The sequence below is a fragment of the Hyphomicrobium sp. CS1GBMeth3 genome (assembly GCF_900117455.1).
In the GTDB taxonomy this organism is placed as follows: domain Bacteria; phylum Pseudomonadota; class Alphaproteobacteria; order Rhizobiales; family Hyphomicrobiaceae; genus Hyphomicrobium_C.
This window is the reverse complement of record NZ_FPHO01000003.1, coordinates 2,062,276-2,083,718: the sequence shown is the minus strand read 5'-3', so window position 1 is coordinate 2,083,718 and position 21,443 is coordinate 2,062,276. Positions and strand designations below refer to the sequence as shown.

20 protein-coding genes are annotated in these 21,443 nt (G+C 64.1%); 4 read left to right on the top strand and 16 right to left on the bottom strand.

Features of this window, described 5'->3' with window-relative positions:
• Nucleotides 1-31: 31 nt before the first annotated feature.
• The 6 genes from CS1GBM3_RS17180 to CS1GBM3_RS17155 all read right to left on the bottom strand — a co-directional run bounded on the left by CS1GBM3_RS17180 (nucleotide 32) and on the right by CS1GBM3_RS17155 (nucleotide 5,526).
• Nucleotides 32-1,486, bottom strand: coding sequence for a UDP-N-acetylmuramoyl-L-alanyl-D-glutamate--2,6-diaminopimelate ligase (locus CS1GBM3_RS17180; RefSeq protein ID WP_072396771.1), 1,455 nt, complete (start codon nucleotides 1,484-1,486; stop codon nucleotides 32-34).
• Nucleotides 1,487-1,542: 56 nt separating this feature from the next.
• The gene (locus CS1GBM3_RS17175) at nucleotides 1,543-2,655 is read right to left on the bottom strand and encodes a DUF1513 domain-containing protein (RefSeq protein ID WP_072396770.1); all 1,113 of its coding nucleotides are present in this window, start codon (nucleotides 2,653-2,655) and stop codon (nucleotides 1,543-1,545) included.
• Complete coding sequence (locus CS1GBM3_RS17170) at nucleotides 2,645-3,763, bottom strand: imelysin family protein (protein WP_072396769.1); 1,119 nt, start codon at nucleotides 3,761-3,763, stop codon at nucleotides 2,645-2,647. The genes CS1GBM3_RS17175 and CS1GBM3_RS17170 overlap by 11 nt, the downstream gene beginning before the upstream one ends.
• Nucleotides 3,764-3,867: 104 nt before the next feature.
• Nucleotides 3,868-4,179, bottom strand: a complete 312-nt coding sequence (locus tag CS1GBM3_RS17165) for a (2Fe-2S)-binding protein (protein WP_072396768.1) — start codon at nucleotides 4,177-4,179, stop codon at nucleotides 3,868-3,870.
• Nucleotides 4,180-4,199: 20 nt separating this feature from the next.
• Complete coding sequence (locus CS1GBM3_RS17160; protein WP_072396766.1) at nucleotides 4,200-4,724, bottom strand: hypothetical protein; 525 nt, start codon at nucleotides 4,722-4,724, stop codon at nucleotides 4,200-4,202.
• Nucleotides 4,725-5,016: 292 nt separating this feature from the next.
• Nucleotides 5,017-5,526, bottom strand: a complete 510-nt coding sequence (locus CS1GBM3_RS17155; protein WP_072396764.1) for an RrF2 family transcriptional regulator — start codon at nucleotides 5,524-5,526, stop codon at nucleotides 5,017-5,019.
• A 268-nt stretch (nucleotides 5,527-5,794) separates the two neighbouring features.
• Between CS1GBM3_RS17155 and CS1GBM3_RS17150 the strand changes: the two genes are divergently transcribed.
• Together CS1GBM3_RS17150 and CS1GBM3_RS17145 are read left to right on the top strand one after the other, a co-directional pair.
• Entirely contained in the window at nucleotides 5,795-7,084 is a 1,290-nt protein-coding gene (locus CS1GBM3_RS17150) for an imelysin family protein (protein ID WP_244534683.1), read from the top strand.
• 119 nt (nucleotides 7,085-7,203) lie between these two features.
• On the top strand, nucleotides 7,204-8,691 hold the full coding sequence (locus CS1GBM3_RS17145; RefSeq protein WP_072396762.1) for a di-heme oxidoreductase family protein: 1,488 nt from the start codon (nucleotides 7,204-7,206) through the stop codon (nucleotides 8,689-8,691).
• Here the strand turns inward: CS1GBM3_RS17145 and CS1GBM3_RS17140 are convergent.
• Complete coding sequence (locus CS1GBM3_RS17140) at nucleotides 8,683-9,927, bottom strand: FAD-dependent monooxygenase (protein WP_072396761.1); 1,245 nt, start codon at nucleotides 9,925-9,927, stop codon at nucleotides 8,683-8,685. The two genes, CS1GBM3_RS17145 and CS1GBM3_RS17140, sit on opposite strands and share 9 nt — an antisense overlap.
• Before the next feature lie 18 nt (nucleotides 9,928-9,945).
• Nucleotides 9,946-10,197, bottom strand: a complete 252-nt coding sequence (locus tag CS1GBM3_RS17135) for a zinc-finger domain-containing protein (protein ID WP_072396760.1) — start codon at nucleotides 10,195-10,197, stop codon at nucleotides 9,946-9,948.
• Nucleotides 10,198-10,367: 170 nt separating this feature from the next.
• Between CS1GBM3_RS17135 and CS1GBM3_RS17130 the strand changes: the two genes are divergently transcribed.
• Together CS1GBM3_RS17130 and CS1GBM3_RS17125 are read left to right on the top strand one after the other, a co-directional pair.
• On the top strand, nucleotides 10,368-11,162 hold the full coding sequence (locus CS1GBM3_RS17130; protein WP_072396759.1) for an alpha/beta fold hydrolase: 795 nt from the start codon (nucleotides 10,368-10,370) through the stop codon (nucleotides 11,160-11,162).
• 449 nt (nucleotides 11,163-11,611) lie between these two features.
• Entirely contained in the window at nucleotides 11,612-12,277 is a 666-nt protein-coding gene (locus CS1GBM3_RS17125; protein ID WP_072396757.1) for an extensin-like domain-containing protein, read from the top strand.
• Between the two features lie 31 nt (nucleotides 12,278-12,308).
• Here CS1GBM3_RS17125 and CS1GBM3_RS17120 read toward each other — a convergent pair whose 3' ends face one another.
• The 8 genes from CS1GBM3_RS17120 to CS1GBM3_RS17085 all read right to left on the bottom strand — a co-directional run bounded on the left by CS1GBM3_RS17120 (nucleotide 12,309) and on the right by CS1GBM3_RS17085 (nucleotide 21,398).
• Nucleotides 12,309-13,982: a sensor histidine kinase gene (locus tag CS1GBM3_RS17120; protein ID WP_171946520.1), complete on the bottom strand. Its 1,674-nt coding sequence runs from the start codon at nucleotides 13,980-13,982 to the stop codon at nucleotides 12,309-12,311.
• A gap of 165 nt (nucleotides 13,983-14,147) precedes the next feature.
• A complete protein-coding gene (locus CS1GBM3_RS17115) occupies nucleotides 14,148-15,077 on the bottom strand; it encodes a CysB family HTH-type transcriptional regulator (RefSeq protein WP_072396755.1) in 930 nt (309 codons plus the stop codon).
• A gap of 244 nt (nucleotides 15,078-15,321) precedes the next feature.
• Nucleotides 15,322-16,395: a sulfate/molybdate ABC transporter ATP-binding protein gene (locus tag CS1GBM3_RS17110; RefSeq protein WP_072396754.1), complete on the bottom strand. Its 1,074-nt coding sequence runs from the start codon at nucleotides 16,393-16,395 to the stop codon at nucleotides 15,322-15,324.
• Nucleotides 16,392-17,291, bottom strand: coding sequence for a sulfate ABC transporter permease subunit CysW (gene cysW / locus CS1GBM3_RS17105; protein WP_072396753.1), 900 nt, complete (start codon nucleotides 17,289-17,291; stop codon nucleotides 16,392-16,394). Before cysW ends, CS1GBM3_RS17110 begins: the two co-directional genes overlap by 4 nt.
• Nucleotides 17,291-18,127, bottom strand: a complete 837-nt coding sequence (cysT, locus tag CS1GBM3_RS17100; protein WP_072396752.1) for a sulfate ABC transporter permease subunit CysT — start codon at nucleotides 18,125-18,127, stop codon at nucleotides 17,291-17,293. Before cysT ends, cysW begins: the two co-directional genes overlap by 1 nt.
• 221 nt (nucleotides 18,128-18,348) lie before the next feature.
• Nucleotides 18,349-18,993 (bottom strand): helix-turn-helix domain-containing protein, encoded by a 645-nt coding sequence (locus CS1GBM3_RS17095; protein WP_244534682.1) that lies wholly within the window; start codon nucleotides 18,991-18,993, stop codon nucleotides 18,349-18,351.
• A 154-nt stretch (nucleotides 18,994-19,147) separates the two neighbouring features.
• The gene (locus tag CS1GBM3_RS17090) at nucleotides 19,148-20,515 is read right to left on the bottom strand and encodes a porin (RefSeq protein ID WP_072396750.1); all 1,368 of its coding nucleotides are present in this window, start codon (nucleotides 20,513-20,515) and stop codon (nucleotides 19,148-19,150) included.
• A 127-nt stretch (nucleotides 20,516-20,642) separates the two neighbouring features.
• Nucleotides 20,643-21,398, bottom strand: coding sequence for an RBBP9/YdeN family alpha/beta hydrolase (locus CS1GBM3_RS17085; RefSeq protein WP_244534681.1), 756 nt, complete (start codon nucleotides 21,396-21,398; stop codon nucleotides 20,643-20,645).
• Between the last annotated feature and the right edge of the window lie 45 nt (nucleotides 21,399-21,443).

The window sequence follows — 21,443 nt, the reverse complement described above, 5'->3', positions numbered from 1 at the left end:
CTCGCACGAGACGCCCTCTTTTTCTTTATGCTCAGGGGGTTAGTAAAGCTTTGTGCACACAGTCGTGGTCCGAGAAGGGTCTCACCGTCTGACCGACGATCTGGCCCGTTTCGTGACCTTTGCCTGCGACCAGCACGACATCCCCAGGCTGCATCAAGCGAACGGCGGCGGCGATGGCCTCGGCACGATCTCCGATCTCTTGAGCGCCCGGCGCGGCGGCTAAAATTTCGGCACGGATCGACGGCGGGTCCTCGGTGCGCGGGTTGTCGTCGGTGACGATGACGACGTCGGCCCGCTGTGCCGCGATGGCCCCCATGATCGGGCGCTTGCCGCGGTCGCGGTCGCCGCCGCAGCCGAATACGCAGATCAATTTGCCGGTTGCGAACGAACGTACCCCGTCGAGAGCTGCTTCCAGCGCCTCGGGCTTGTGCGCGTAGTCGACGACGGCGAGACCGCCGTTCCTTTCGCCGATGATCTCGAGGCGCCCTTTGACGCCGGTCAGCTCTGCGAGGGCAGGAATCACGACCCCTGCGTTCTCTCCCACTGCGAGCGCAAGTCCGATGGCGACGAGCGCGTTGGCAACCTGGTAGGTGCCGATCAGCGGCAGGCGCACTTCGTAAGTCAGCCCGCCGTGCTCGATGGTGAGGCTTTGCGCGAAGCCGTCGCGTGCGAGGCGTGCAAGCCGCACCGTCTCGCCAGCGGCGCCAACGGTGATGACGGGCAGGCCGCGTTTCTTTGCGACGCTCACGACGTCGGCCGCGCGGGGGCCGTCCACGTTGACGACGGCTGGGGCGCCATCGGGCAGCAGCTCCTCGAAGAGGCGCAGCTTGGCAGCCAGATAGGCTTCCGTGGTCGGATGGTAGTCGAGGTGGTCGCGACCGAGGTTGGTGAAAGCCGCCGCCGCGATGCGGACGCCGTCGAGCCGATACTGGTCGAGGCCATGCGAGGACGCTTCGAAGGCGAGGTGCGTAATGCGTTCGGCGGCCAGCGCAGCGAGCGTCTCGTGCAGCGTCACCGGATCGGGCGTGGTCAGCGAGCCGTAGACGGCACCGTCCGGCTTCACGACACCGATGGTGCCGAGGGATGCGGCGCGGTGCCCGGCGGCGGCGAAAAGCTGACGCGTGAACTCGGCGACCGAGGTCTTGCCGCTGGTACCGGTTACAGCGACGGCGATCTCGGGCTGGGCACCGTAGAAGCGCGCAGCCATCAGCGCCAGCGCGCGGCGCGGCTCCGGTACACGCAGCACTGGGACAGAGAGACCGCTCGGGATGTCTGCCGATTCGGCGGCCAGCACGACGACGGCACCTTTCGCGACCGCGTCGGCGATGAACTTCGTGCCATCCGCCTTGGTGCCAGCAAGCGCCACGAACAGCGCGCCCGGTACGGCGGCCCGGCTGTCGGCGGTGATGCGCGTGATGTCGACAGCTTCGACGTCCGCAGGCGCGGCGGCGATGCTGATATTCGTAGTGAGAGAGGAAAGGCGCATGTCGTCTCGGCCGGAGCGGAAGACTTTGTTGCTTCTAGATGCCGAACGGCCGAGCGTCAAACGCGACGCAGGTGGTTGTCGAATTCAGCGTCGGAGAACTTGAGATCGTGCGGGGCGGCGCCCTCGCCTTCGAAGCGCACGATGCCCTGGCCGGTGCTCATGGCGAAGTCCGACGAGCCATTCCCGGGTGTGACGCCGGAGCTGTCCTTTATGCTCACTTCGCGTACGATGCCGCCGTTCGCAGCGTCGAGATAGAGCACCTTGCCCGTGAGCGGGGCCGATGCGGCGAGCAGGCGGCCGTCTCCGTTGACGGCGACCGCGCCGATGTAGCCCTTGAGCGCGATGCCGAGCGCGTCGGCCGCCTCCGGCAACGCGATCGGGCGGTCGAGACCGACGCGGCCGACAAGCGCCGGGCACTCCTCGAGGCTGCCCTGCCATTGGGTGCCGAACCAGATGTCGCCCGTTGGGGTCTCGACCAGGTGGCGCAGCGAAAGCAAGTTGATCGCGGACGGTACGCCGTGACAAGCGCGCAGCGCGCCCGTCGCGGTGTCGATGAAGGCCACGTTCGGCTCCATCATCGCGACACCGATGCTCTCGCGGCCCGTTGCCGGATCATTGCCGAAGCCGCCATTGGCGACGGCGAGCGTGCGGCCGTCCGACAGCATGATCGCTTCGTGCGGGCCGACGCCGTAAGACGGAAACTCGCCAACTCGCTGCCAGCCACCGGTCGCGTCGTAGATGCCGATCATCCCGTCACCGGTATCGACGTTATGCTCCGTCGCGTAGACGAGGCGTCCATCGGGTGCGAAGGCGCCGTGCCCGTAGAAATGCCGGTCGGCGGGTGGCGCGAACACCTCTGGTTCGCCGCGGCCGTCGACATCGAAAGCGAGCGCGAAGAAACCCGGGCGACGGGCGAAGATCACGGCGCGGCGGCGGACGTGGTCGGCGGCGATGTCGTGGCCGCGGGCCGACATCGGGATCTCACGCAGGATGCGCCCATCCTCTGCGATGACGAGCACGGCGAAAGAGCCATCCGGTAGCCGCGCTCCCGAGGCGTAGAGCGCCAGACGCGCGACCTCGTCGGCCAGCCCTTCGGATGCGATCGCGTGGCGGGCGGCGCCGAGCGTCACCAAGGACCCGATCAGGAATTGCCGCCGGTCAATCGCCATCCAGCTCGTTAAACCCCATCACAATATCGGCGTTGGGCGCCAACTCCTTGACGATGATATTGCGAATGCCGCCGAGATCGAAGCGCATCTTGCGCAGCGCCCGCAGGTGCGCTTCCGACCCGCGCTCGTTGGCGCGCAGCTTGTCGAGGCGGGCGGCGTCGGCGATCAGGCTCTTCCACGCGTTCGGCAGGAAGCTCACCATCCAGGGCTTGTCGGCCGGAACGTAGGCGTCGAAGCCGATCGAATCGTAGAGCTCGTGCAAGGCTGCGAGCGAGGAGCGCAGATAGTCGTCGGTCGCGCCTGATGCCTCGAACGCCAGGCGCACGCGGCGTGGCGGGTTCGCCGTGACCGCCGTCAGCTCCGGAAGGATGAAGCGATCGCGGCAAAGCTCGAGACCCGTCGCGAGCGCCTTCGCGACCTCGCGCACGGTCTCCGTGGAATCCTTGTAGAGCAGGTTATCCGAACCTGGCCTCAGCATCTTGTTGCGGAAGCCGTCGCCGCCTTGCCAGCCGTCGCGAATCTCGCCGGCGACTGCGTGAAGGTTTGCTGCGATGGCCGACGCGAGCGCGCAGCGATAGCGGGCCGCCTCGTCGTCTCCCGCGCCGAGCGGCGTCTTCTCGTCGAACAGCAGGATCTCGAGCGCGGTCAGGCCCTGCACGGCGACGCTCTGGCGAGCGAGCGCGCCCGGCTCCAGCAGCTCCGGCTTCTTTGCCGCGAGCAGTGCTCTCAGCTGGCGCGAAGCAAAACCTCGCGGATCGGGCCAGAAGAAGATCCGCTCCAAGCGATGCTCGCGCGTTGCGGGGCCGAAGCGAACGAAGTCGAGACCGCCCCAGCTTTTCACCGTCTCGCGGAATGCGGTTGCGGCGGCCTTGCGCGCGGTCTCGTCTCCGTTCGTGGTGCAGACCGCGGCGACGGCGGAGGCGAGCGTGCCCGTGCTTTGCGCAAAACCTTCGACACGCGGCACGATGAAGGAATCGATTGTGTCACGCACCATCGTGCCGTGGGTTTTGCGGATCGGAAGCGCGTGTAGCGGTCCGGCGATGGCGAATGTCGCGGCCACCACGGAGGCGGCCGCCAGGATCTGGCTCGAGAACCGGGGGAACGTCACGCGAAGCTCCTCGGGGATGCGGTCAACGCCCCGGTGTTTATGCCTTGTGCTTGTGAAGCGAAAGAAGGAACCGTCGCGGCGCGGTGTCTCGCGCCCGCCCCGGCCTAGTCGACGAACTCGAAATCGGCGGCGGACGCGGTCCCGCGCTTCTGGCGCTGCTTCTGCATGTGCATCAGGCGCTCACGCGTCGAGAAGCTGCGGTAGGGGCATATCAGCCCCCGCGCCTCGAGATCCTCGAGTTTGGCGTAGATGATGTCGACCGCGAGCGGCGCGCATCCGCAGCATTGCATGCGCTTTTGCATGTAGCGGTAGACGACGCCCGGGGTCGGGATCGGGGCCTCGGGCTCGTTCAGGATGTCCAACAGCGCGAGCTCGATGTCGAAATCGGAGACTTGCTGGCAGGAACAAACGATCATGGGACTGCTTTCCTGCCGCCTTACTGCCTCAGCGCCATTTCGCGCGGCGCGGATGCGTAGGCCGCGGCGTTGACGATCAGGGCCGGCGGCAGCACCTGGTCGAGCCCGCGCATGGTGACGGCAAAGGTCTCGGCGTGGTGCACGACCTCGTCGATCAGCGAGCTCTCGATCAGCGCGAAGGCGCAAGCGCGCATGGCCGGGCAGGTGTTGTGCTGGCAGGCGGCGATCATCGACAGCGCCAGGCTCTCGTCGCGGCAGAAGCCGTCGCAATCGCCGTGCCGGACCTCGATCTCGCGCCGGGCCGCCGCGCTCACGGCGCGCACCCAGGCGGATAGCTCGGAGACGGCGGTACGGGCGGCGTTGGGGCCGAGCGCGTGCGAATAGATGCGCCAGGCGTCCTCCCAGCGGTCGATGTCGCCTGACTTGTAGCCGGCGACCCAATACCGGAAGCCCAGACCGATGAGGCGCTCGGCGCCCTGGGTTTTGGGTGCGACGTCCGACGAGATCTCAAGCGGCCGGAGCGCGTGGAGAGTTGCTCTACGCATGGCCAGCCTCCCGCCGCGAGGTGCCATATGCCGAATTGTAGGAGAAGCGCGTGTGAGCACGACAAGCGTGCACGACCCTCAAGGGGCGTAATTCGACAACCATCGTCCGACCTTCCTATTGTCGGGGTTCAAGGCCCCGAAAAGGAGATATGGGTACGGCGGCTCACAGCGAGCAGCCTTGCTCTTAAGCAAACGTTTTCGGAGCCCGGAGTCAAGTGTGCCAATGGCGCACTAGATCATTGGAATCATTCAAAAGATTGTTTTGAAGAGTTCCAAAGTAAAGAAGCTTTGATCAGCCGTGTCCAATCGGCTGACGGCGTGCACCGCTGCTGGCCACCGCCAACGGCTTCGCACGACGCGTTGTTTTGGCCTTGGGTCGCGCGCCGGTGGTGCCCTTGCGCTGAGCCTTGATCATCTGCTCCAGCGTGTGCTCGTCGAGCACGCTGATGAAGGCGCCGAGCGCGTCGTCGAACAGCTGATCGAGCGCCGCGAGCTGGCTGCCCTGGACGCCGGCCCGCTGGCTCTCCTCGCGCTCGACCTCGAGGTTCAGGATCTCCATGGCGCGTACGACGTCGCCGATGCGGATCTCCGACGCTGGGCGCGCCAGGCGCACGCCGCCGTGGCGACCGCGGACGGCGCGGATGAAGCCTGCGCGAGACAGCAGATGCACGATCTTGAACGTGTTCTGCAGCGTGATATCGCGGCGCTCGGAAATCTCGGCCACCTTGACCAGATTGGGGTCGGCGACCGCGCAATCGAGCAAAATGCGAATGGCGTAATTGGTGGTTTTGCTTAGGCGCATGGTTTGTCCAGCTCTCCGTCCCTGACCCGGCCCACACGGGTACGGGAATTTCTCTCGTTTGCCAGCCGCCGCATTCTAGACTTTATCTAGATTAATTCCAAACTGGAGCCAACTTCAAGGGATAGTCCGTTCACCAGCACAAGGTTGACACAGGGCCGGGCCACCGTGACCACCAGCGCCGCAACCCGTTAAGCATTCTTGACTGGCTGCGTCAATAAGCCTAGACGCTTTGGCGCCGCTTGCCAACCGAAGGAGACGTTTTTTGTCAATGGCCTACACTGCCGGACTGCGGCCTCTCATGGGGGCGGTCGCGATCGCTCTGACGCTCGTTCCCGGCCTCTCAGCGCACGCCGAGCCGCCGCCGATCAAGGACGTGCTCGCCGCCTACGCCGATATCGCGGAGGCCACCTACGGCGACAGCCTCAAGGACGCCCAGGAGCTCAAGGACGCGATCGACGCCCTGATCAAGTCGCCCAGCGACGCGACGCTCGATGCGGCGCGCAAGGCATGGATCGCGGCACGCGTGCCTTACATGCAGACCGAGGCCTACCGGTTCGGCAACCCGATCGTCGATGCCTGGGAAGGCCGCGTAAACGCATGGCCGCTGGACGAAGGGCTCATCGACTACGTCTCTGAGGCGTACGGCGGCGACAATCCCGAGAATGAATTCTACGCGGCCAACGTCATCGCCAACACGTCGCTCAAGGTGGCCGGAAAGACGGTCGACGCCAGTAAGATCACGCCGGAATTGATCCGTGGCCTGCACGAAGCGGGCGGCGTCGAGGCCAACGTCGCGTCTGGGTATCACGCCATCGAGTTTCTTCTCTGGGGGCAGGATCTCAACGGCACGGAGCCGGGCGCAGGCAATCGTCCCGCCACGGATTACGACCTCAAAGCCTGCACAGGCGGCAACTGCGACCGGCGCGCGGCGTATCTCGCGACCGTGACCGACATGCTGATCGAGGACCTCACCTGGATGACGAAGCAGTGGGGCAAGGACGGGGATGCGCGCAAGTTCGTACAGCGCGGCGAAGCTGACGGCCTAACCACGATTTTTACCGGTCTCGGGAGTCTTTCGTACGGCGAATTGGCCGGCGAGCGCATGAAGCTGGGACTCATCATTCACGATCCGGAAGAGGAGCACGACTGCTTCTCCGACAACACGCACAACGCGCACTATGGCGACGTGCTAGGGATCCAGAACGTCTATCTCGGGCGCTATAAGCGGACGGACGGAAGCGTAGTCGCGGGTCCGAGCATCTCGGATCTCGTCAAGGCCAAGTCACCGGAGACGGACGCACAGGTGCGGGCGGCGATCGAAAACAGCCTCGCCAAGGTGCAGGCGCTCGTCGACCGCGCCAAGACCGTCGAGGCCTATGATCAGATGCTGGCGCTCGGCAACGACGAAGGTAACGCCGCGATCCAGGGTGGTATCGACGCGCTTATCGCCCAGGCCAAAGAGCTCGAGCGGGCCATCGCGGCGCTCGATCTCAAGGGCATCAAGTTCGAGGGCTCCGACAGCCTCGACGCGCCGGACAAGGTGGATGGCGGCGGCTGAGGCCGTCGCTCCCCGCTGTTCCACGTCAGCAGGCGACGCGGCGAAGCGTCCACGGGCGGAGCTTTGATCTTGCGAGCGGTGCCTCGCCGTGCTGACTGGCGTCGCATCGGGGAGACCTCATGGGCCGCGCATTCGGACACACGTTTTGGGCCATCGCCTTCGCGGCGCTGCTGCCGCTGGCTGCCGGCACGGTTGCCCTCGTCGCTGCCCCGTCTGTCGACGTTGCCCCTACGCTCGAGCCCGGTGAGGAGCTGCCAGGCGGCAGCGCTACCTCGCGCGGGCGGCCGCTCGACCGCGATGCCTTCTCCTATCATTCGCACGGCATCGGCTTCGAGGGCGAGGCGCGGTTCCGAGTCGGCAACGCCATATTCCGCAGGCTCTGGGTTGCGGCACCCTCTTCGACGAAGGCATCGGATGGTCTTGGCCCGCTTTACAACGCGCGGGGCTGCCAGAACTGCCACCTCAAGGATGGACGCGGGCGGCCGCCGCTCGCCAACTGGCCCGACGAGACTGCGGTCTCGCTGTTCCTGAGGCTCTCGATCCCTCCGGAGACGGATGCGCAGAAACAGCTTTTCGCCGAGCGGCGCGTCAACAGCATCCCGGATCCCGTCTACGGCGAGCAGCTGCAGAACATTGCCATCCAGGGCCACGACGGCGAAGGACACATGCACATCACGTATGAAGATGTGCCGGTGACGCTCAAGGACGGGTATATGGTGACGCTGCGCAAGCCCACCTATTCCGCCGTCGAGCTGAAGTATGGCCCGCTGCATCCCAAGGTCATGCTGTCGCCACGCATCTCCCCGCCGATGATCGGCCTCGGCCTCGTCGAGGCGATCCCGGAAACGGACATCCGCGCAATTGCCGATCCAGACGATGCCGACGGCGACGGCATATCGGGCCGCGCCAACGAGGTGTGGTCGCTGTCGCAGAAGCGCGTGATGCTGGGACGCTTCGGGTGGAAAGCCGGCGCTCCGACCATCATCGACCAGAGCGCGTCGGCGGCGGCTGGCGACATCGGGCTTTCCAACCCGCTCGTTCCAAAGCCATCGGGCGATTGCACGGCGGCGCAGGCGGCGTGCCTCTCGGCGCCGAACGGAGACACGGACCGCCTGGGCGGTTTCGAACTTGGTCAGGAGCTGCTCGACCTCGTGGTTTTCTATTCGCAGAATCTCGCCGTGCCGGAGCGGCGGGGCCCCGCTGACGACACCGTACTCAAGGGTAAGGTTCTGTTTCACAAATCTGGATGCGCAGCGTGCCACAACCCGTCATTCAAGACGGGTCATGTGCTGGACCAGCCGCACCTCAGTGGGCAGCAGATCTGGCCCTATAGCGATTTCCTGCTGCACGACATGGGCGAGGGTCTCGCCGACGGACGGCCCGAAGGCGTGGCCGATGGGCGCGAGTGGCGCACGGCGCCGTTGTGGGGCATCGGGCTCACGGAGGTCGTAAGCGGCCATACGTTCCTTCTGCACGACGGGCGCGCACGCAACGTCGAGGAAGCGATCCTATGGCACGGCGGCGAGGCGCAAGCGGCGCGCGATGCCTATGCCGGCCTCAGCCGCGAAGAGCGCGAAGCGCTGCTTGCCTTTGTCAATTCACTCTGACGATGCGCTAGGCGTAACGGGCTGGTGCGAGGCCGTTTGCGGGGCAGTCCAGCCGTAGAGCCAATCGAACCGACGCATGAAGCGATCGGCCGACATGCGCGTGAACGCGAAGTTGCGCGCGTCTGCCGGCAAGCCGCCCAGATGATAGATGCGTCCGTTCAAACGCGAGGCGCGCGCGACGCGTTGCACGCGCGAACGGCGGGCGCGCTCATAAGCCTTCAAGGCGCGCGGAGGATCGGCTCGATCAGCGGCGAGCGTATCCGCGACGACGACGGCATCCTCGAGCGCCATCACGCCGCCCTGCGCAAGGAAGGGCATCACGGGATGCGCCGCATCGCCGAGCAGAGCCAGACGGCCCACCGCGAGGCGCGGACTGTGGCGCAGCGTCATTAGCGACCAGCGCCGCCACTCGTCGGGCCGTGCGAGCAATTCGCGCAACAGCGGCGCAAACCCGGTCGTGCGGCCCGATACCCAGGCCGTGTCGCAGGACGTGCTCCAATCTGTCGTGACGTGACGATCGTCGAACACGACCACGAGAGCCACGGCGTGGCCCGCCTGCACGGGATAGTGCACGACGTGCACATCGCGCCCGAGCCACAGGTGGACCTCCGTGCGGTTCAGCGCTTCCGGCACATCCTCGATCGGAAGCACGACACGCACGGCGCACTTGCCAGTGTATGCCGGCGCCGCGCCTCCAAAGGCGCGGCTGCGCAGGGCCGACCACGCTCCGTCGGCTGCGATGAGAACGTCGCCGCGGCAATCGTCGGCGTTGGCGGAGGTGGCCGTCACGCCGTCACCCTCGTCGCTGACGGAGGTCACGTCGAAGCCCATTCTAATCTTGATCAGGGACTCGCGCTCGGCGGCGGACAACAGCGCGTTGTGAAGATCCCGCCGGTGCGCGGTCCAGTATGGCGCGCCGTGGCGCTCGGCAATCCAGCGGCCCAGAGGAAACGCGGCGAGCGGACGCGCCGTCGTCGCGTCGAGAACGCGCAAGCCATCCGGTACCGTTACGCGCGATCTCAGAAAAGCTGCGGCGCCGAGTTCTCCCAGGATGCGGGTACCGTTGGGGCCGATCTGAATGCCGGCTCCGTCCTCGCCGAAGATCAGCCGGCGCTCAAGCACCGTGGAGGCGATGCCGCGCTTGGCGAGGGCGAGGGCCGTGGCAATGCCGCCGATGCCGCCGCCAGCGATCAACACTCGCTCAAGCTGACCCTTGGAGGGCGGAGTTGAGGTCATGATCCGCCCATCGAGTGCCTATGCCGCTTCGCTCGTCAGCGACACGAGGCAATCCTTAGGATCGCTCTCGTTTTCCGCAAGGCGCGGATCGTGAACGTAGAGCGTGGAGCAATACGGGCAGAGGATCTGGCTGTCGGCGCCCATGTCCAGAAACACATGCGGATGATCGAAAGGCGGACGGGCACCCATGCACTGCAGCTCACGCACGCCGACGAAGATCTTTTCGGCGCCGACGTCGTTGGCAAAATGTGGCGTCCCGACCTTGGCCATCGATCGTGTCATCCCTCGAAACTGACGAGCGCCTCACCATAGCCGCCGAAACGGTGAAATGATAGATCGCTGCGACTACTTAATAAGGAGACGGCGAGCCTGCAAGCGTTGCAAATCGATGAAATTCTCTGCCACTTTGCCCGCGTTGCGGCGCGAGGAGCCTTTCAACCATGTTCCCGAGACCCCAGACGAAATCGTTCAGCTCGGACGGCGTTACGCTTTCCTATTTCGATCAGCCGGGCCCGGCGGCGGACGCCGAGCCAGTGCTGCTCATCCATGGTTTTGCATCCAATGCAGCGACCAACTGGGTCGATACGGGATGGGTTTCGGCGCTGTCCTCCGCCGGCTATCGGGTCATCGGGTTCGACAACCGCGGGCATGGGGCGAGTGAGAAACTCTATAAGATAGAGGACTATGGCGCGCCGGTGATGGCCGAGGACGCGCGGCGGCTGCTCGATCATCTGTCCATCCCGCGCGCGCACGTCATCGGCTACTCGATGGGCGCGCGCATCGCCGCGTTTCTGGCGCTGGCCCATCCGGAGCGCGTGCAGAGCCTGGTGTTCGGCGGGCTCGGGATTAACATGGTGCGCGGGATGGCGGGCACGGGTCCGATCGCGCACGCGCTTGAAGCGCCAAGCGTCGACGACGTGAAAAGCCAGGCGGCCCGCACCTTTCGCGTCTTCGCCGAGCAGACCAGGAGCGACCTCAAAGCGTTGGCGACGTGCATCCGCTCGGCGCGCGCACCAATCACGGCTGAGACAGTGGCGACGCTCAAGCCGCCGGTGCTCGTGGCGGTGGGCGATCGGGACGTGGTCGGCGGCTCAGCGGAGGAGCTGGCCGCGCTCATCCCAGGAGCAGAAGCGTTCGTGATCAACGGCCGCGAGCACATGAGGGCGGTGGGCGATGCGTCCTTCAAGGACACCGCGCGTGCCTTCCTGGCGCGCCATCGGCTCGGAGGCGGTTGATCGCGCTCCCTACGACTCGTAAGGCCCCGGTCGGACAGGCGGAGCTCGTCGAGGGAACATCGTGGGGGATGTCGAGCGAGCAGCTCTGTCTTCGGCCGGGGCCTCGACGCACGAAAGAGCTCGACGCCGTAAGCCTACAGTGTCCGCATCGGTGGGCCAGCGCAGCCCCTGAGAGGGTAGGCTGCTCTTTGCCAGCCGTCGCTCGGCGTCTCCGACCGCGGACGCTCGAATTGTAGCAGACACCCAAATCGTTCGACTGCGGATTCACCCTGCCTCACTCGGATCGTTGTGGATAAGAGTGTAAGGCTTTGCCGGAAAAGGGTCGCGCGTCGGCCCGACAAGCGCCCCAGTGGCGGCCGCAATCGGCCTTGAATGCCTGCGATAGGACGTATGGGGAGGATGGGACATTCACCGTTCCTTAGCCTTAACGGCCGTAGTGTCCCTTCGTCATGCGTTTCAGTCGCGTTCTCATCCTGCCGGCGCTTGTCCCGGCCCTGATCTCCGGATGCAGCTCCGGACCGAACTTCGTCGCCAAGCTCGAACCTTGGCGCGCGGAAGAAGAAAGCGCGTGCATCACCTCGGGCGTGCTTGCGCACACCAGCTTCGCCGCCAGCCGGTCGGCACTCGGCGGCCCCAGCGTGTGCGGGACCGAGCGTCCTTACGAGCTGACCGCGGTCGACGACGGCCGCGTGCAATTGAAGCCAGCCGCCCTGCTCCGCTGTCCTATGATTCCGCAGGTCGAGCGCTGGATCCGCGAAAGCGTCCAGCCGGCGGCGCGCTACTATTTCGGAGCCGAACTAGTGGAAGTGTCGGTGGCAGGGTCCTACTCGTGCCGTCCGATGAACCACGTGTCGGGCGCGAGGCTCTCCGAGCATGGGTACGCCAACGCCCTCGACGTGTCGGGCTTCACGCTGGCGGACGGGCGCAAGATCTCCATCAAGCGCGACTGGAACGGCGACGTCGCTAAGCAAACCTTCCTCAGGACCGTGCATCGCGGCGCCTGCGAGCGGTTCACGACCGTGCTCGGCCCCAATCACGACCGGGCGCATCACGATCATTTCCACGTCGATCTCGCGCGGCACGGCCGCAACGGGCTCAAGCGCATCTGCAAATAAGGCGCGGCGCTCAGGCTGAGGTGGGGCGCTGTCAGGCGCTCTTGCGCTTGGCGGGACCACCCGCCGTCTCGGGGCCTTCATAGGTGCAGCGGGCCGGCGCGCGCACCGTCCATTTGAGGCCGCTTTCCGCATAATCGACCGTCACCGTCGCATCGAGCGACTTCTCCACCATGGCGACCATGATGGTATAGCCGAAGCCGCGGCGCTCCGGAGGCTTCACGGGCGGGCCATCCTCCTCCACCCAGGCGAGCACGAACTCGCGGTTCTCGCCGTTCCCTTCCAGGTGCCACTTTATGCGGAGCTTGCCGTTCTCGTCGGATAGCGCGCCGTACTTGCTGGCGTTGGTGGCGAGCTCGTGCAGCGCCATGCCAATGGCCTGGGCGGCCGGCGGCTGCAGGCGGACGGGTGGTCCCGAGATGTCGATGCGCGTGCCGATCAACTCTCGGAAAAGCGCGAGCTGGGAGCGCACGAGGTCGGCGACGCGCACGCCCTGCCAGTTGCTTTCGATCAGAAGATCCTGGCTCGCGGCGAGCCCGACGATGCGGTCCGAGAATTGGCGCACGAAAAGTTTCGGATCGTTCGACGGCATCTGGCGGGCGATGGCCTGCACCACCGCCAGCATGTTCTTCGAGCGATGGTTGACCTCGCGCATCAGGAGCATGATCTGCTGCTCGGCCTGCTCGCGCAGCTCCGCTGCCTCGACGAGCGCCGCGCCGATGGCATTGGCCTCGGCGACGAGCGTGGGTTTAAATTCCACGGCGCGCCCTTCGCCGAGCGCCTTAGCCGCCCTTTCCGCCGCGTCCAGTGGCTGCGTGATCACGCGCGCCATGCCGACCGCACCCGCGATCCCCACGCAGGTGAAGGCCGCGACAATGAGCACGTAGTTGAGGAGCGCGTCGCGTGCGGCCGCGTCGACAAGCTCCGACAGGACCGACACGTAGACCGTCCAGCCCGAGACGCGCGAGGGCGCTATACCCCATTTGACGACGCGACCCTCGAGGTCCAATCCCTCCATCTCGTCACCATCGGTGCGCGCGAGGTCCGACAACGGCTTGCCGACGAACTCGTCATGCAGGCGGGTGCGCGCAATAACGACGCCCTTGCGATCGACGATCGTTGCGCGCCATTCCGGCGGCATCTTCTGGCGGTCAAGCAGCTCCTTCATCAGTGAAGGCTCAAGCGACAGCGACAGCACGAAGCGCAGGTCGCCGCCCTGGTAAACGGGGACGCTAACGGCCATTACGGGGCGCTTGGCGACCTCGCCGATGACGACATCCGAGATGACGGCGCGGTTGCCGCTGATGACCTGCCCATCGAAGCCCGTGGTTGTGGGGAGTGCCGCCCCATAAGGCAGGCGCGTATTGAAGAGCATCTGGCCATTCGAATCGCGGAGAAAGGCATAGAGGCCTCGCGGCCTGAGCGCAGCCTCCGCCTGCCGATAGACCGTCGCAAGGTCTCCTTCGGCCAGAGCGGGGGTCGTCGCCAGCGATTCGAGGATGGCGATGTAGCCGTTCATCGTCTGATCGAGATCAGCGGCAATGCGCTCGGCATTCAAGCGGGCTTCATTGAATAGCCGATTACGCTCGGACGACGTGAGTCTTGCCGCCTCCATGCCGAGAAGCGCCAGCAAGGGGATCGCGAGCGCAATGATAGAAAGGGCCAGCAGAAACGAGACCGGCCACGGCGGGCGGAGGGAAAAAGGCAATTGCATTCCGTGCGGGGCCATCCAATCGGGGGAGATGCCCAGTCTTACATCAATACGCGTGGCGCTTGTAAGACCCCACCGGCCTTAGATTTTTTGAGCATCTGCAAGCGGCGCGCGCCAACCTCCTCTAAAAACAGGAGAATGAGCCGTGCGCCGCTAAACGTCTCACTCGGCCGGCGTCTCCATCCCCGACCGAACGACCTGCTCGGAAAGCTCGGGCGAGCAATATTCGATGAAGCGGAATGCGTATCCCCGCAAGTAGGTTCCGCGGCGAACGGCCACGCGGGAAACGTTGACCTCGAAAAGGTGGTCGGCATCGATCAGGCGAAGCTGCGGGTCGCGCGCCGCGTCGAAGGCTCTAGAGGCGACGATGCCGATACCGAGGCCCAGCTCGACGTAGGCCTTGATGACATCTGCATCGAGCGCCGAGAGCACGATGTCTGGGGCTATACCCGCCTGGTGGAATGCCTTGTCGATCTTGGAGCGGCCGGTGAAGCCCTCGCTGTAGGTGATCAGCGGCCACTCGGCGAGTGCCTCGAGCGTCAGCTTGGCGTCCGTGTCGAGCGCGTGTCCCTTCGGAACCACAACGCCGTGATGCCAGCGGTAATAGGGGAAGGCGGCGAGATCCGGCGCATCCTGTAGCCCCTCCGTAGCGACGCCGATGTCGGCCTGCCCACCGCGAAGCATGGACACGATTTCGCCGGGGCTCGCCTCGTGCAGCACGAGATTGACCTTGGGGAACTGCTTCTTGAATTCGGTCACAACGGGCGGCAGCGCATAACGTGCCTGAGTGTGCGTCGTGGCGACAATAAGCTGGCCCCTGTCCTTCATCGAGAACTGTTCGCCGAGCTTCTTGATATTCTGCGCGTCGAGCAGAATGCGCTCGACGATTCCGATCAGCTCCTGGCCCGGCTCCGTCAGGCCGAGCAGTCGCTTGCCGCGACGCACGAACAGCTCGACGCCAAGCTCATCCTCGAGGTCCTTGATGTGCTTGGAGACTCCTGACTGAGACGTGTGCAATGCGCCGGCGACATCGGTCAGGTTGAAATTGCGCTTCACCGTCTCGCGAACGATGCGCAACTGCTGGAAGTTCATTTGCTTACCTATCACAAGGAACGGCAGTGGCAGCCGCAGAACGAAGCGATCGTGCCATCACGCCGAACGGCGTAGCCGAAGCTACAAGGGGGAGAAACGGCGAACAAGGCGCAGCTAGCGCCGACGAAAGCAGAGGCAGCGTCAACAGAACCGGCGCGCCAATATCTGAGCAGTGGTGCTACACCGCTCAGGCCGTGCGTTACGTATGAAGTGTGCCGCCTTCAGATGCACGACTCGCCGCCAATCACTGGTCGCCGAAAAGGCTCAGGCGCCGGCTCTTGATGCGCACACGCTCGCCCGTCGAGAGACCGAGCGTGGCAAGCTCTTCCGGCGCGACCTCGACTTCGAAGTATTCCTTCTTGCCGTCGCGCGCAGCTCCGTTCGCGAGCAGCTCGACGCGGGTGATGGCGCCGTTAGAAAGGATGCGATTGACCTTGGCAGCGACGCCCACGCCGTCGCCATCCTTCACGATCTCAGTCTCGTGCGGGCGGGCGTAGGCGATGACCGATGCCCCATCGCTCAGATCGGTGCGCCCATGCGGAAGAAGGTCGTCGCCGACACGCACGTAGCCGCCTTCGACGCGTCCGCGGAATTCGTTCACCGTGCCAATGAAACCGTACGCAAAAGCGGTAGCCGGCTGGTTGTAGATGTCACGCGGCGAGCCGATCTGCTCGATCCGACCCTTGTTCATGAGCACGATGCTATCGGCGACCTCGAGTGCCTCCTCCTGATCGTGTGTGACGAATACCGACGAGATGTGCAGATCGTCGTGCAGACGACGCAGCCAGCGGCGCAACTCCTTACGGACCTTTGCATCAAGAGCACCGAACGGCTCGTCGAGCAGAAGGACCTGCGGCTCGACCGCGAGCGCGCGGGCGAGCGCGATTCGCTGACGCTGTCCGCCGGAGAGCTGCGAAGGCAAGCGGTCGGCGACCCAGCCGAGCTGCACGAGATCGAGCAGGCGATGGACGCGCTCGCGGATCTCCTTCTCCGAAGGCCGCTCGGCCTTCGGCTTCACGCGCAGGCCGAAGGCCACGTTCTCGAACACCGACATATGACGGAACAGCGCGTAGTGCTGGAAGACGAAACCGACGTGACGTTCGCGCACGTCCTTACCGGAGGCATCCTCGCCCGACAGGATGATGGAACCCTCGTCGGCGAACTCAAGACCCGCGATGATGCGCAAAAGTGTAGTCTTGCCACAGCCCGAGGGACCGAGCAGCGCGATCAGCTGGCCGTCCGGCAAATTCAGGCTGACATTGTCCAGCGCTTTGAAGCTGCCGAACGATTTCGAGATGTTGCGGACCTCGATGCTCATGAAGTCGTCTCCTCGGAGTTCGAGAGGCTCGCGTGCCATTCAATATAAGTCTTGATCACAAGCGTGACGAGTGCCAGCAGCGCCAGCAGGGACGCGACAGCGAACGCGGCCGCGAACTGGTACTCGTTGTAAAGGATCTCTACGTGCAGCGGCATGGTGTTGGTCTCGCCGCGGATGTGGCCCGACACGACCGACACGGCGCCGAACTCGCCCATGGCGCGCGCATTACAAAGAATGACGCCATAAAGCAGCGCCCACTTGATGTTGGGCAGCGTGACACGGCGGAACATCTGCCAGCCGCTGGCGCCGAGTGAGACAGCCGCCTCCTCCTCGTCGCGACCCTGTGACTGCATGAGCGGGATCAGCTCGCGGGCGACGAAGGGAAAGGTGACAAACACGGTCGCCAGCACGATACCCGGCACCGCAAATATGATGCGGATGTCGTGTTCGGCGAGCCATGGGCCGAACCAGCCCTGGGCGCCGAACAGCAGCACATAAATCAAGCCAGCGACCACCGGCGAGACCGAGAACGGCAGGTCGATGAGACTGATCAGGAACTGCTTGCCCGGGAAATCAAACTTGGTGACGGCCCAGGCAGCCGCAATGCCAAACGTCAGGTTCAGTGGCACCGAGATGGCGGCCGCAATCAGCGTCAGCTTGATGGCCGAGACAGCATCCGGCTCCGTCAACGCGGCAATATAAGCCTCCCACCCCTTGCGGAAGGCTTCGATGAACACCGCGATCAACGGCAGCAGAAGAAACAGCGCAAAATAGGTGAGCCCCACGACCAGAAGCGTGTATTTCACCCATGCCTTGTCGCGCGTTGCGACATTGGACTCGAACCGGGTTGCGACGCGTGCTTGGGCCCCCGAACGTGCAGCACCTCCACCAGCCATCAGATGCTCCTTCCCGCGCGGCGCGTCGTCCAAGCCTGCAAGCCGTTGATGATGAGGAGAAGGATGAAAGAGAAGAGCAGCATCACGGTCGCGACGGCACCGGCACCCTCATAGTCGTACTGCTCGAGCTTTGTGATGATCATCAGAGGGGTAATCTCGGAAACGAACGGAATGTTACCGGCGATGAAGATCACGGAGCCGTACTCGCCGACGGCGCGGGCGAAGGCGAGCGCGAAACCGGTTAGGAGCGCCGGAAGGAGTGCCGGGAAGATCACGCGCCGGAACGTCTGCAGTCGCGATGCACCGAGGCTTGCCGCAGCTTCCTCGAACTCGGCGTCGAGGTCTTCGATGATCGGCTGCACCGTGCGCACGATGAACGGCAGGCCAATGAACACGAGCGCAATCAGGATCCCGATGGGTGTGAACGCGATCTGGATCCCCAAAGGCTCGAAGAACTGCCCGACCCAACCGTTCTTTGCGTAGATGGCGGTCAATGCGATGCCGGCCACGGCCGTGGGGAGCGCGAATGGCAGGTCGATCAAAGCGTCGACCAGCTTTTTGCCTGGGAACGTGTAACGGACAAGCGACCAGGCCAAGATCAGGCCAAAGACGACGTTGATGCCTGCCGCGAGAAGTGAGGCGCCGAAGCTCAACTTGTACGATGCGACGACGCGGGGCGAGGTTGCCGCGTCCACAAACCTCTCCCAGCCCATGCCTGCTGACAGCACGAAAACTGATGACAGCGGGATCAGAACGATCAGCGAAAGGTAGATAAGCGTGTAGCCGAGAGACAGCCCGAATCCCGGCAGGACCCTGCGCGTACTTGAACTTGCCATGGAAGTCTGTCCTGCTCAGTGCGTGACTGTAAGAGCGACGATCACAGAGACAGAACACAGGAGTGCCGTCCAGGAGACCAGCTTCTGCAGGTATGTCTGCTTCGATGACAAGGTGGCCCCCCAGGGAACTTCTGAGCCCCGACCCTATAAAAGGCCCTTTAGAACCAAAACTAAGAATAACTTCGATACTTATTCCAAATCGTGCAAAGCAGACCGCGCATTCAACCGGTCGACGAGATCACGACGAGGAATGCGGAAACCAGAGAAGCACTAATGTTTTCAATTGCATGCGGGCGCGACGCTTCAAAGGCAATGGAATCACCCTCTTCGAGGGTGACCGGCGGCTCGTCGCCCACCGTGATCAATAGGCGCCCGCGGGCAATCGCCAGATTGTGGTGTGTCCCGATCGCGGACGCCTGAAACCGCTCGCGGTGTCCCGGTGCGAACGTGACTTCGAAGAAGCCCGTGGAGCGCGCCCGGTTTACCGGCGCCAGGCTACGGGTCGCGTATTGTCCGTCGCTTGCGACGAGGACGCTGGCGTTGTCGCGCCTGATCACGACAACACTCGGCTCACGCTCCGTGGCCATGAGGCTTGCGACCGGTACGCCCAGCGCGTCCGCTACGCGCCAAAGCAGGCTTACCGTGGGGACGCTCTTGGCAGTCTCGATCTGTCCCAGCATGGCGCGGCTCACTCCGGAGAGCTCGGCCAACTTCTCCAGCGAGAACCCTTGCCCCTTGCGCAGCCGGCGCAGGTTGGCGCCGACGATGGCGGGAACATCCCGCACGCTTGCCTCTGAAGAACGGGAAATGCCGTCCTCCACTTCCTCGGGTTCTGCTCTCGTCATTGAGATCGGAATTGCTGCCATCGTTTTCACGACAGCCAATGTAGCGGCGACCCTTGGACGACCGAACCAAGAAGAAATGATGATCTTATGAACACGCTGACATTGCGCGAAGGCATGAAAAAAGGGCCATCTTTCGGATGGCCCTTTTCGTTTTCAGATCCGGGAGAAAGTGGGATCAGAACTTGATGATGGCGCCCGCCTGCACGAGGTCGAGGTCATCGATCGAGACCTTAGCAAGGTCGCCGGTTCCATCCTCGCTGAGGGTCAGACCGCCCTCCACGTGGCGATAGGAAAGGTAAAGCACCATCGCAGCGGCATCGATGCCCTGGGCAAGACCGAAGCCGTAGACCTCGACATTGCTGTTCCAGACGGAGGCCGAACCGGCGAACGGATTAAGTGCATCCGTACCACTGATGCTGCGGGCAATCGCACCGCCGTCATAGTCGTAGTATTCGCCGTAGATGGTCGTCTTACCGAGGGAGAAAAACTTCTTCTCGACGCCAGCCTGGATGGCCCAAAAGCTCGATTTGTCGTCCGGGTTCAGGCCGACGAAGTTCGGCGTGGTGCCGATCACGTCGTCGTTCACCTGTCCGGCGCCCAAATTCACGAAGATGCCGGTTGCTTCGTGCAAAACGCTGATCGATCCGCCGAAGTGGTGGCAATCCTCGTCCTTCGTCGCACCCTTGCCGATGGCTGGGCACTCGTACTTTGTCTCTGGCCCGTCGGTGATCTGAAGGTATCCGATCCCGGCCGCCAACTTGAAGCCTGCGAATTCGCCAGCATAGCGCAGCGCAATATCCCAGAAGTCATCGCCGCCCCACGAAGCTGAAGCGGAGAAGCCTGCAATTTCCGGTGTCTCATAGCGCACTGAATTCACGCGGCGATCGCCGTCGCCGGGCTGATCGCCCGAATCCATGAGAAGTCGGCGCCAGGACAATGATGACAGATCGCCAGTCGCCGATGAGCGCAGGAAGAGGCCAAGGCCCGTATCCTCCACATCGGAGTACTTCGCGAAATCCTTTGTCTGCGTGAGGTTGGACTCGGTGATACCGTCGGTCGAGGTCGCCTGCTGTCCAAGGGCAAATGAGCCATAGCTCTTGTTCTTCACGTACCAGTAGCTGTCGCGCAGATCGAGCCCAACGTCAGACCCCAGGGGGTTGTCTTGGGTAAAGCGCTTCGAGTTGGCCGTGCGAACGCCAATCTCCAGGCGGTACCCAGCTTCCCAGTCTGAGTTGATCTTTGCCTTGCCACGAAAACCGAAACGCGTACGTGAGTTGTCGTTGGTGACGAGGTAGGCGTTGTCCTCGACGCCATCGTCCCAGAAAATGATCGACTGATTTATCTGACCGTAGACCTCGAGGGAGACCTTGCGATTGCCCTTGCGGGCCGTCGTCGCCTCGAGCTCGGCGATACGTTCCTCGAGGTCCGCGCAGCAGCTGCCACCCAGATCCGCCGCCTGAGCAGGCGCCACAGAGATAAGCGCCACAGACGCGGCCCCTACCGCGGCCGCCTTGGCGGCCGTCCCGAACAATCCCCCAACCATCCCAACTTTCTCCGCTATGGTTCGCTGATACTCTAACAAATTGGCATCTTGTATACCTAGCCTGTATACACTCGCAATTTCCCGGACGCGGCTCAAGGAATCAGACCACGTGCAGGTCATGTTTCCGTCACGTTGTGACAACGGGGTCACGCTCATCGACGGCAACAGTACTAAGGCTCTCCGTGAGATTACGGATTCCCTTTTCCGGATCGCTCGGCTGCCGCGGGTAAACGCCCCCTGCAAAGCGAATCAAACCGTTGTTCAGTGCAACATGAGGCCAATTTGGCTCTGCGTCCCCGGTGCCGCTGAGTTGTCTCAGCAGCGCGAGCCCGAATGGCCACGGGCCGTAGCCGGATTCCGCATTAACGTGCCCAGCTTGACCGAGGTCGACCAGGTTGGCCCCCCAGCGGATAGCCAGTGCCAGCGCGCGGTCGAGACTCAGCCACGGATCGTTGGAAGATGCGACGAGTGTCGCCGGGAAGTTGAGCCGACCTGGCGGCAGCGCATCGGAGATGCCGAACTTGTTAGGATCTGCGGGCGCCACGAGCAGCGCGCCGGCGATCCGCTCGCTGTAGTCCTCCGCCGCTTGCACCGCGGCCAACGCTCCGAAGCTGTGCGCGGCGATCAGGATCGGCCCCGAGCGGCGCGAGATCTCGCGCCGAACCCGACCCGACCATTCGGGGAGATTGGCGCGTTTCCAATCGCCCTGGATAACGCGGACGGCATCGGGAATCTGGGCTTCGAACCAGGTCTGCCAATGGGCAGAGCCGCTCGAGTTCAATCCGGGGATAATAAGTGTCGTGGCCATGGGTGGCATGTCCTGCAAAGCGTTGATGGTGTCGAATGTCGGGCCGGGCTCGGCTTTTTCGGAAGCGAGCTTCAACAGCGGCTCGATGAACGCCTTGAACAGCGGCAGGCTGCGCGGTGC

Bases quoted from the DNA above. Each gene is read 5' to 3' on its own strand.
- CS1GBM3_RS17130 (WP_072396759.1), top strand. From the start codon at position 10,368: ATGTTCCCGAGACCCCAGACGAAATCGTTCAGCTCGGACGGCGTTACG.
- CS1GBM3_RS17125 (WP_072396757.1), top strand. From the start codon at position 11,612: ATGCGTTTCAGTCGCGTTCTCATCCTGCCGGCGCTTGTCCCGGCCCTG.
- CS1GBM3_RS17150 (WP_244534683.1), top strand. From the start codon at position 5,795: ATGGCCTACACTGCCGGACTGCGGCCTCTCATGGGGGCGGTCGCGATC.
- CS1GBM3_RS17135 (WP_072396760.1), bottom strand. From the start codon at position 10,197: ATGGCCAAGGTCGGGACGCCACATTTTGCCAACGACGTCGGCGCCGAA.
- CS1GBM3_RS17110 (WP_072396754.1), bottom strand. From the start codon at position 16,395: ATGAGCATCGAGGTCCGCAACATCTCGAAATCGTTCGGCAGCTTCAAA.
- CS1GBM3_RS17145 (WP_072396762.1), top strand. From the start codon at position 7,204: ATGGGCCGCGCATTCGGACACACGTTTTGGGCCATCGCCTTCGCGGCG.
- cysT (WP_072396752.1), bottom strand. From the start codon at position 18,127: ATGGCAAGTTCAAGTACGCGCAGGGTCCTGCCGGGATTCGGGCTGTCT.
- CS1GBM3_RS17095 (WP_244534682.1), bottom strand. From the start codon at position 18,993: ATGGCAGCAATTCCGATCTCAATGACGAGAGCAGAACCCGAGGAAGTG.
- CS1GBM3_RS17115 (WP_072396755.1), bottom strand. From the start codon at position 15,077: ATGAACTTCCAGCAGTTGCGCATCGTTCGCGAGACGGTGAAGCGCAAT.
- CS1GBM3_RS17180 (WP_072396771.1), bottom strand. From the start codon at position 1,486: ATGCGCCTTTCCTCTCTCACTACGAATATCAGCATCGCCGCCGCGCCT.
- CS1GBM3_RS17165 (WP_072396768.1), bottom strand. From the start codon at position 4,179: ATGATCGTTTGTTCCTGCCAGCAAGTCTCCGATTTCGACATCGAGCTC.
- CS1GBM3_RS17160 (WP_072396766.1), bottom strand. From the start codon at position 4,724: ATGCGTAGAGCAACTCTCCACGCGCTCCGGCCGCTTGAGATCTCGTCG.
- cysW (WP_072396753.1), bottom strand. From the start codon at position 17,291: ATGGCTGGTGGAGGTGCTGCACGTTCGGGGGCCCAAGCACGCGTCGCA.
- CS1GBM3_RS17090 (WP_072396750.1), bottom strand. From the start codon at position 20,515: ATGGTTGGGGGATTGTTCGGGACGGCCGCCAAGGCGGCCGCGGTAGGG.
- CS1GBM3_RS17155 (WP_072396764.1), bottom strand. From the start codon at position 5,526: ATGCGCCTAAGCAAAACCACCAATTACGCCATTCGCATTTTGCTCGAT.
- CS1GBM3_RS17140 (WP_072396761.1), bottom strand. From the start codon at position 9,927: ATGACCTCAACTCCGCCCTCCAAGGGTCAGCTTGAGCGAGTGTTGATC.
- CS1GBM3_RS17175 (WP_072396770.1), bottom strand. From the start codon at position 2,655: ATGGCGATTGACCGGCGGCAATTCCTGATCGGGTCCTTGGTGACGCTC.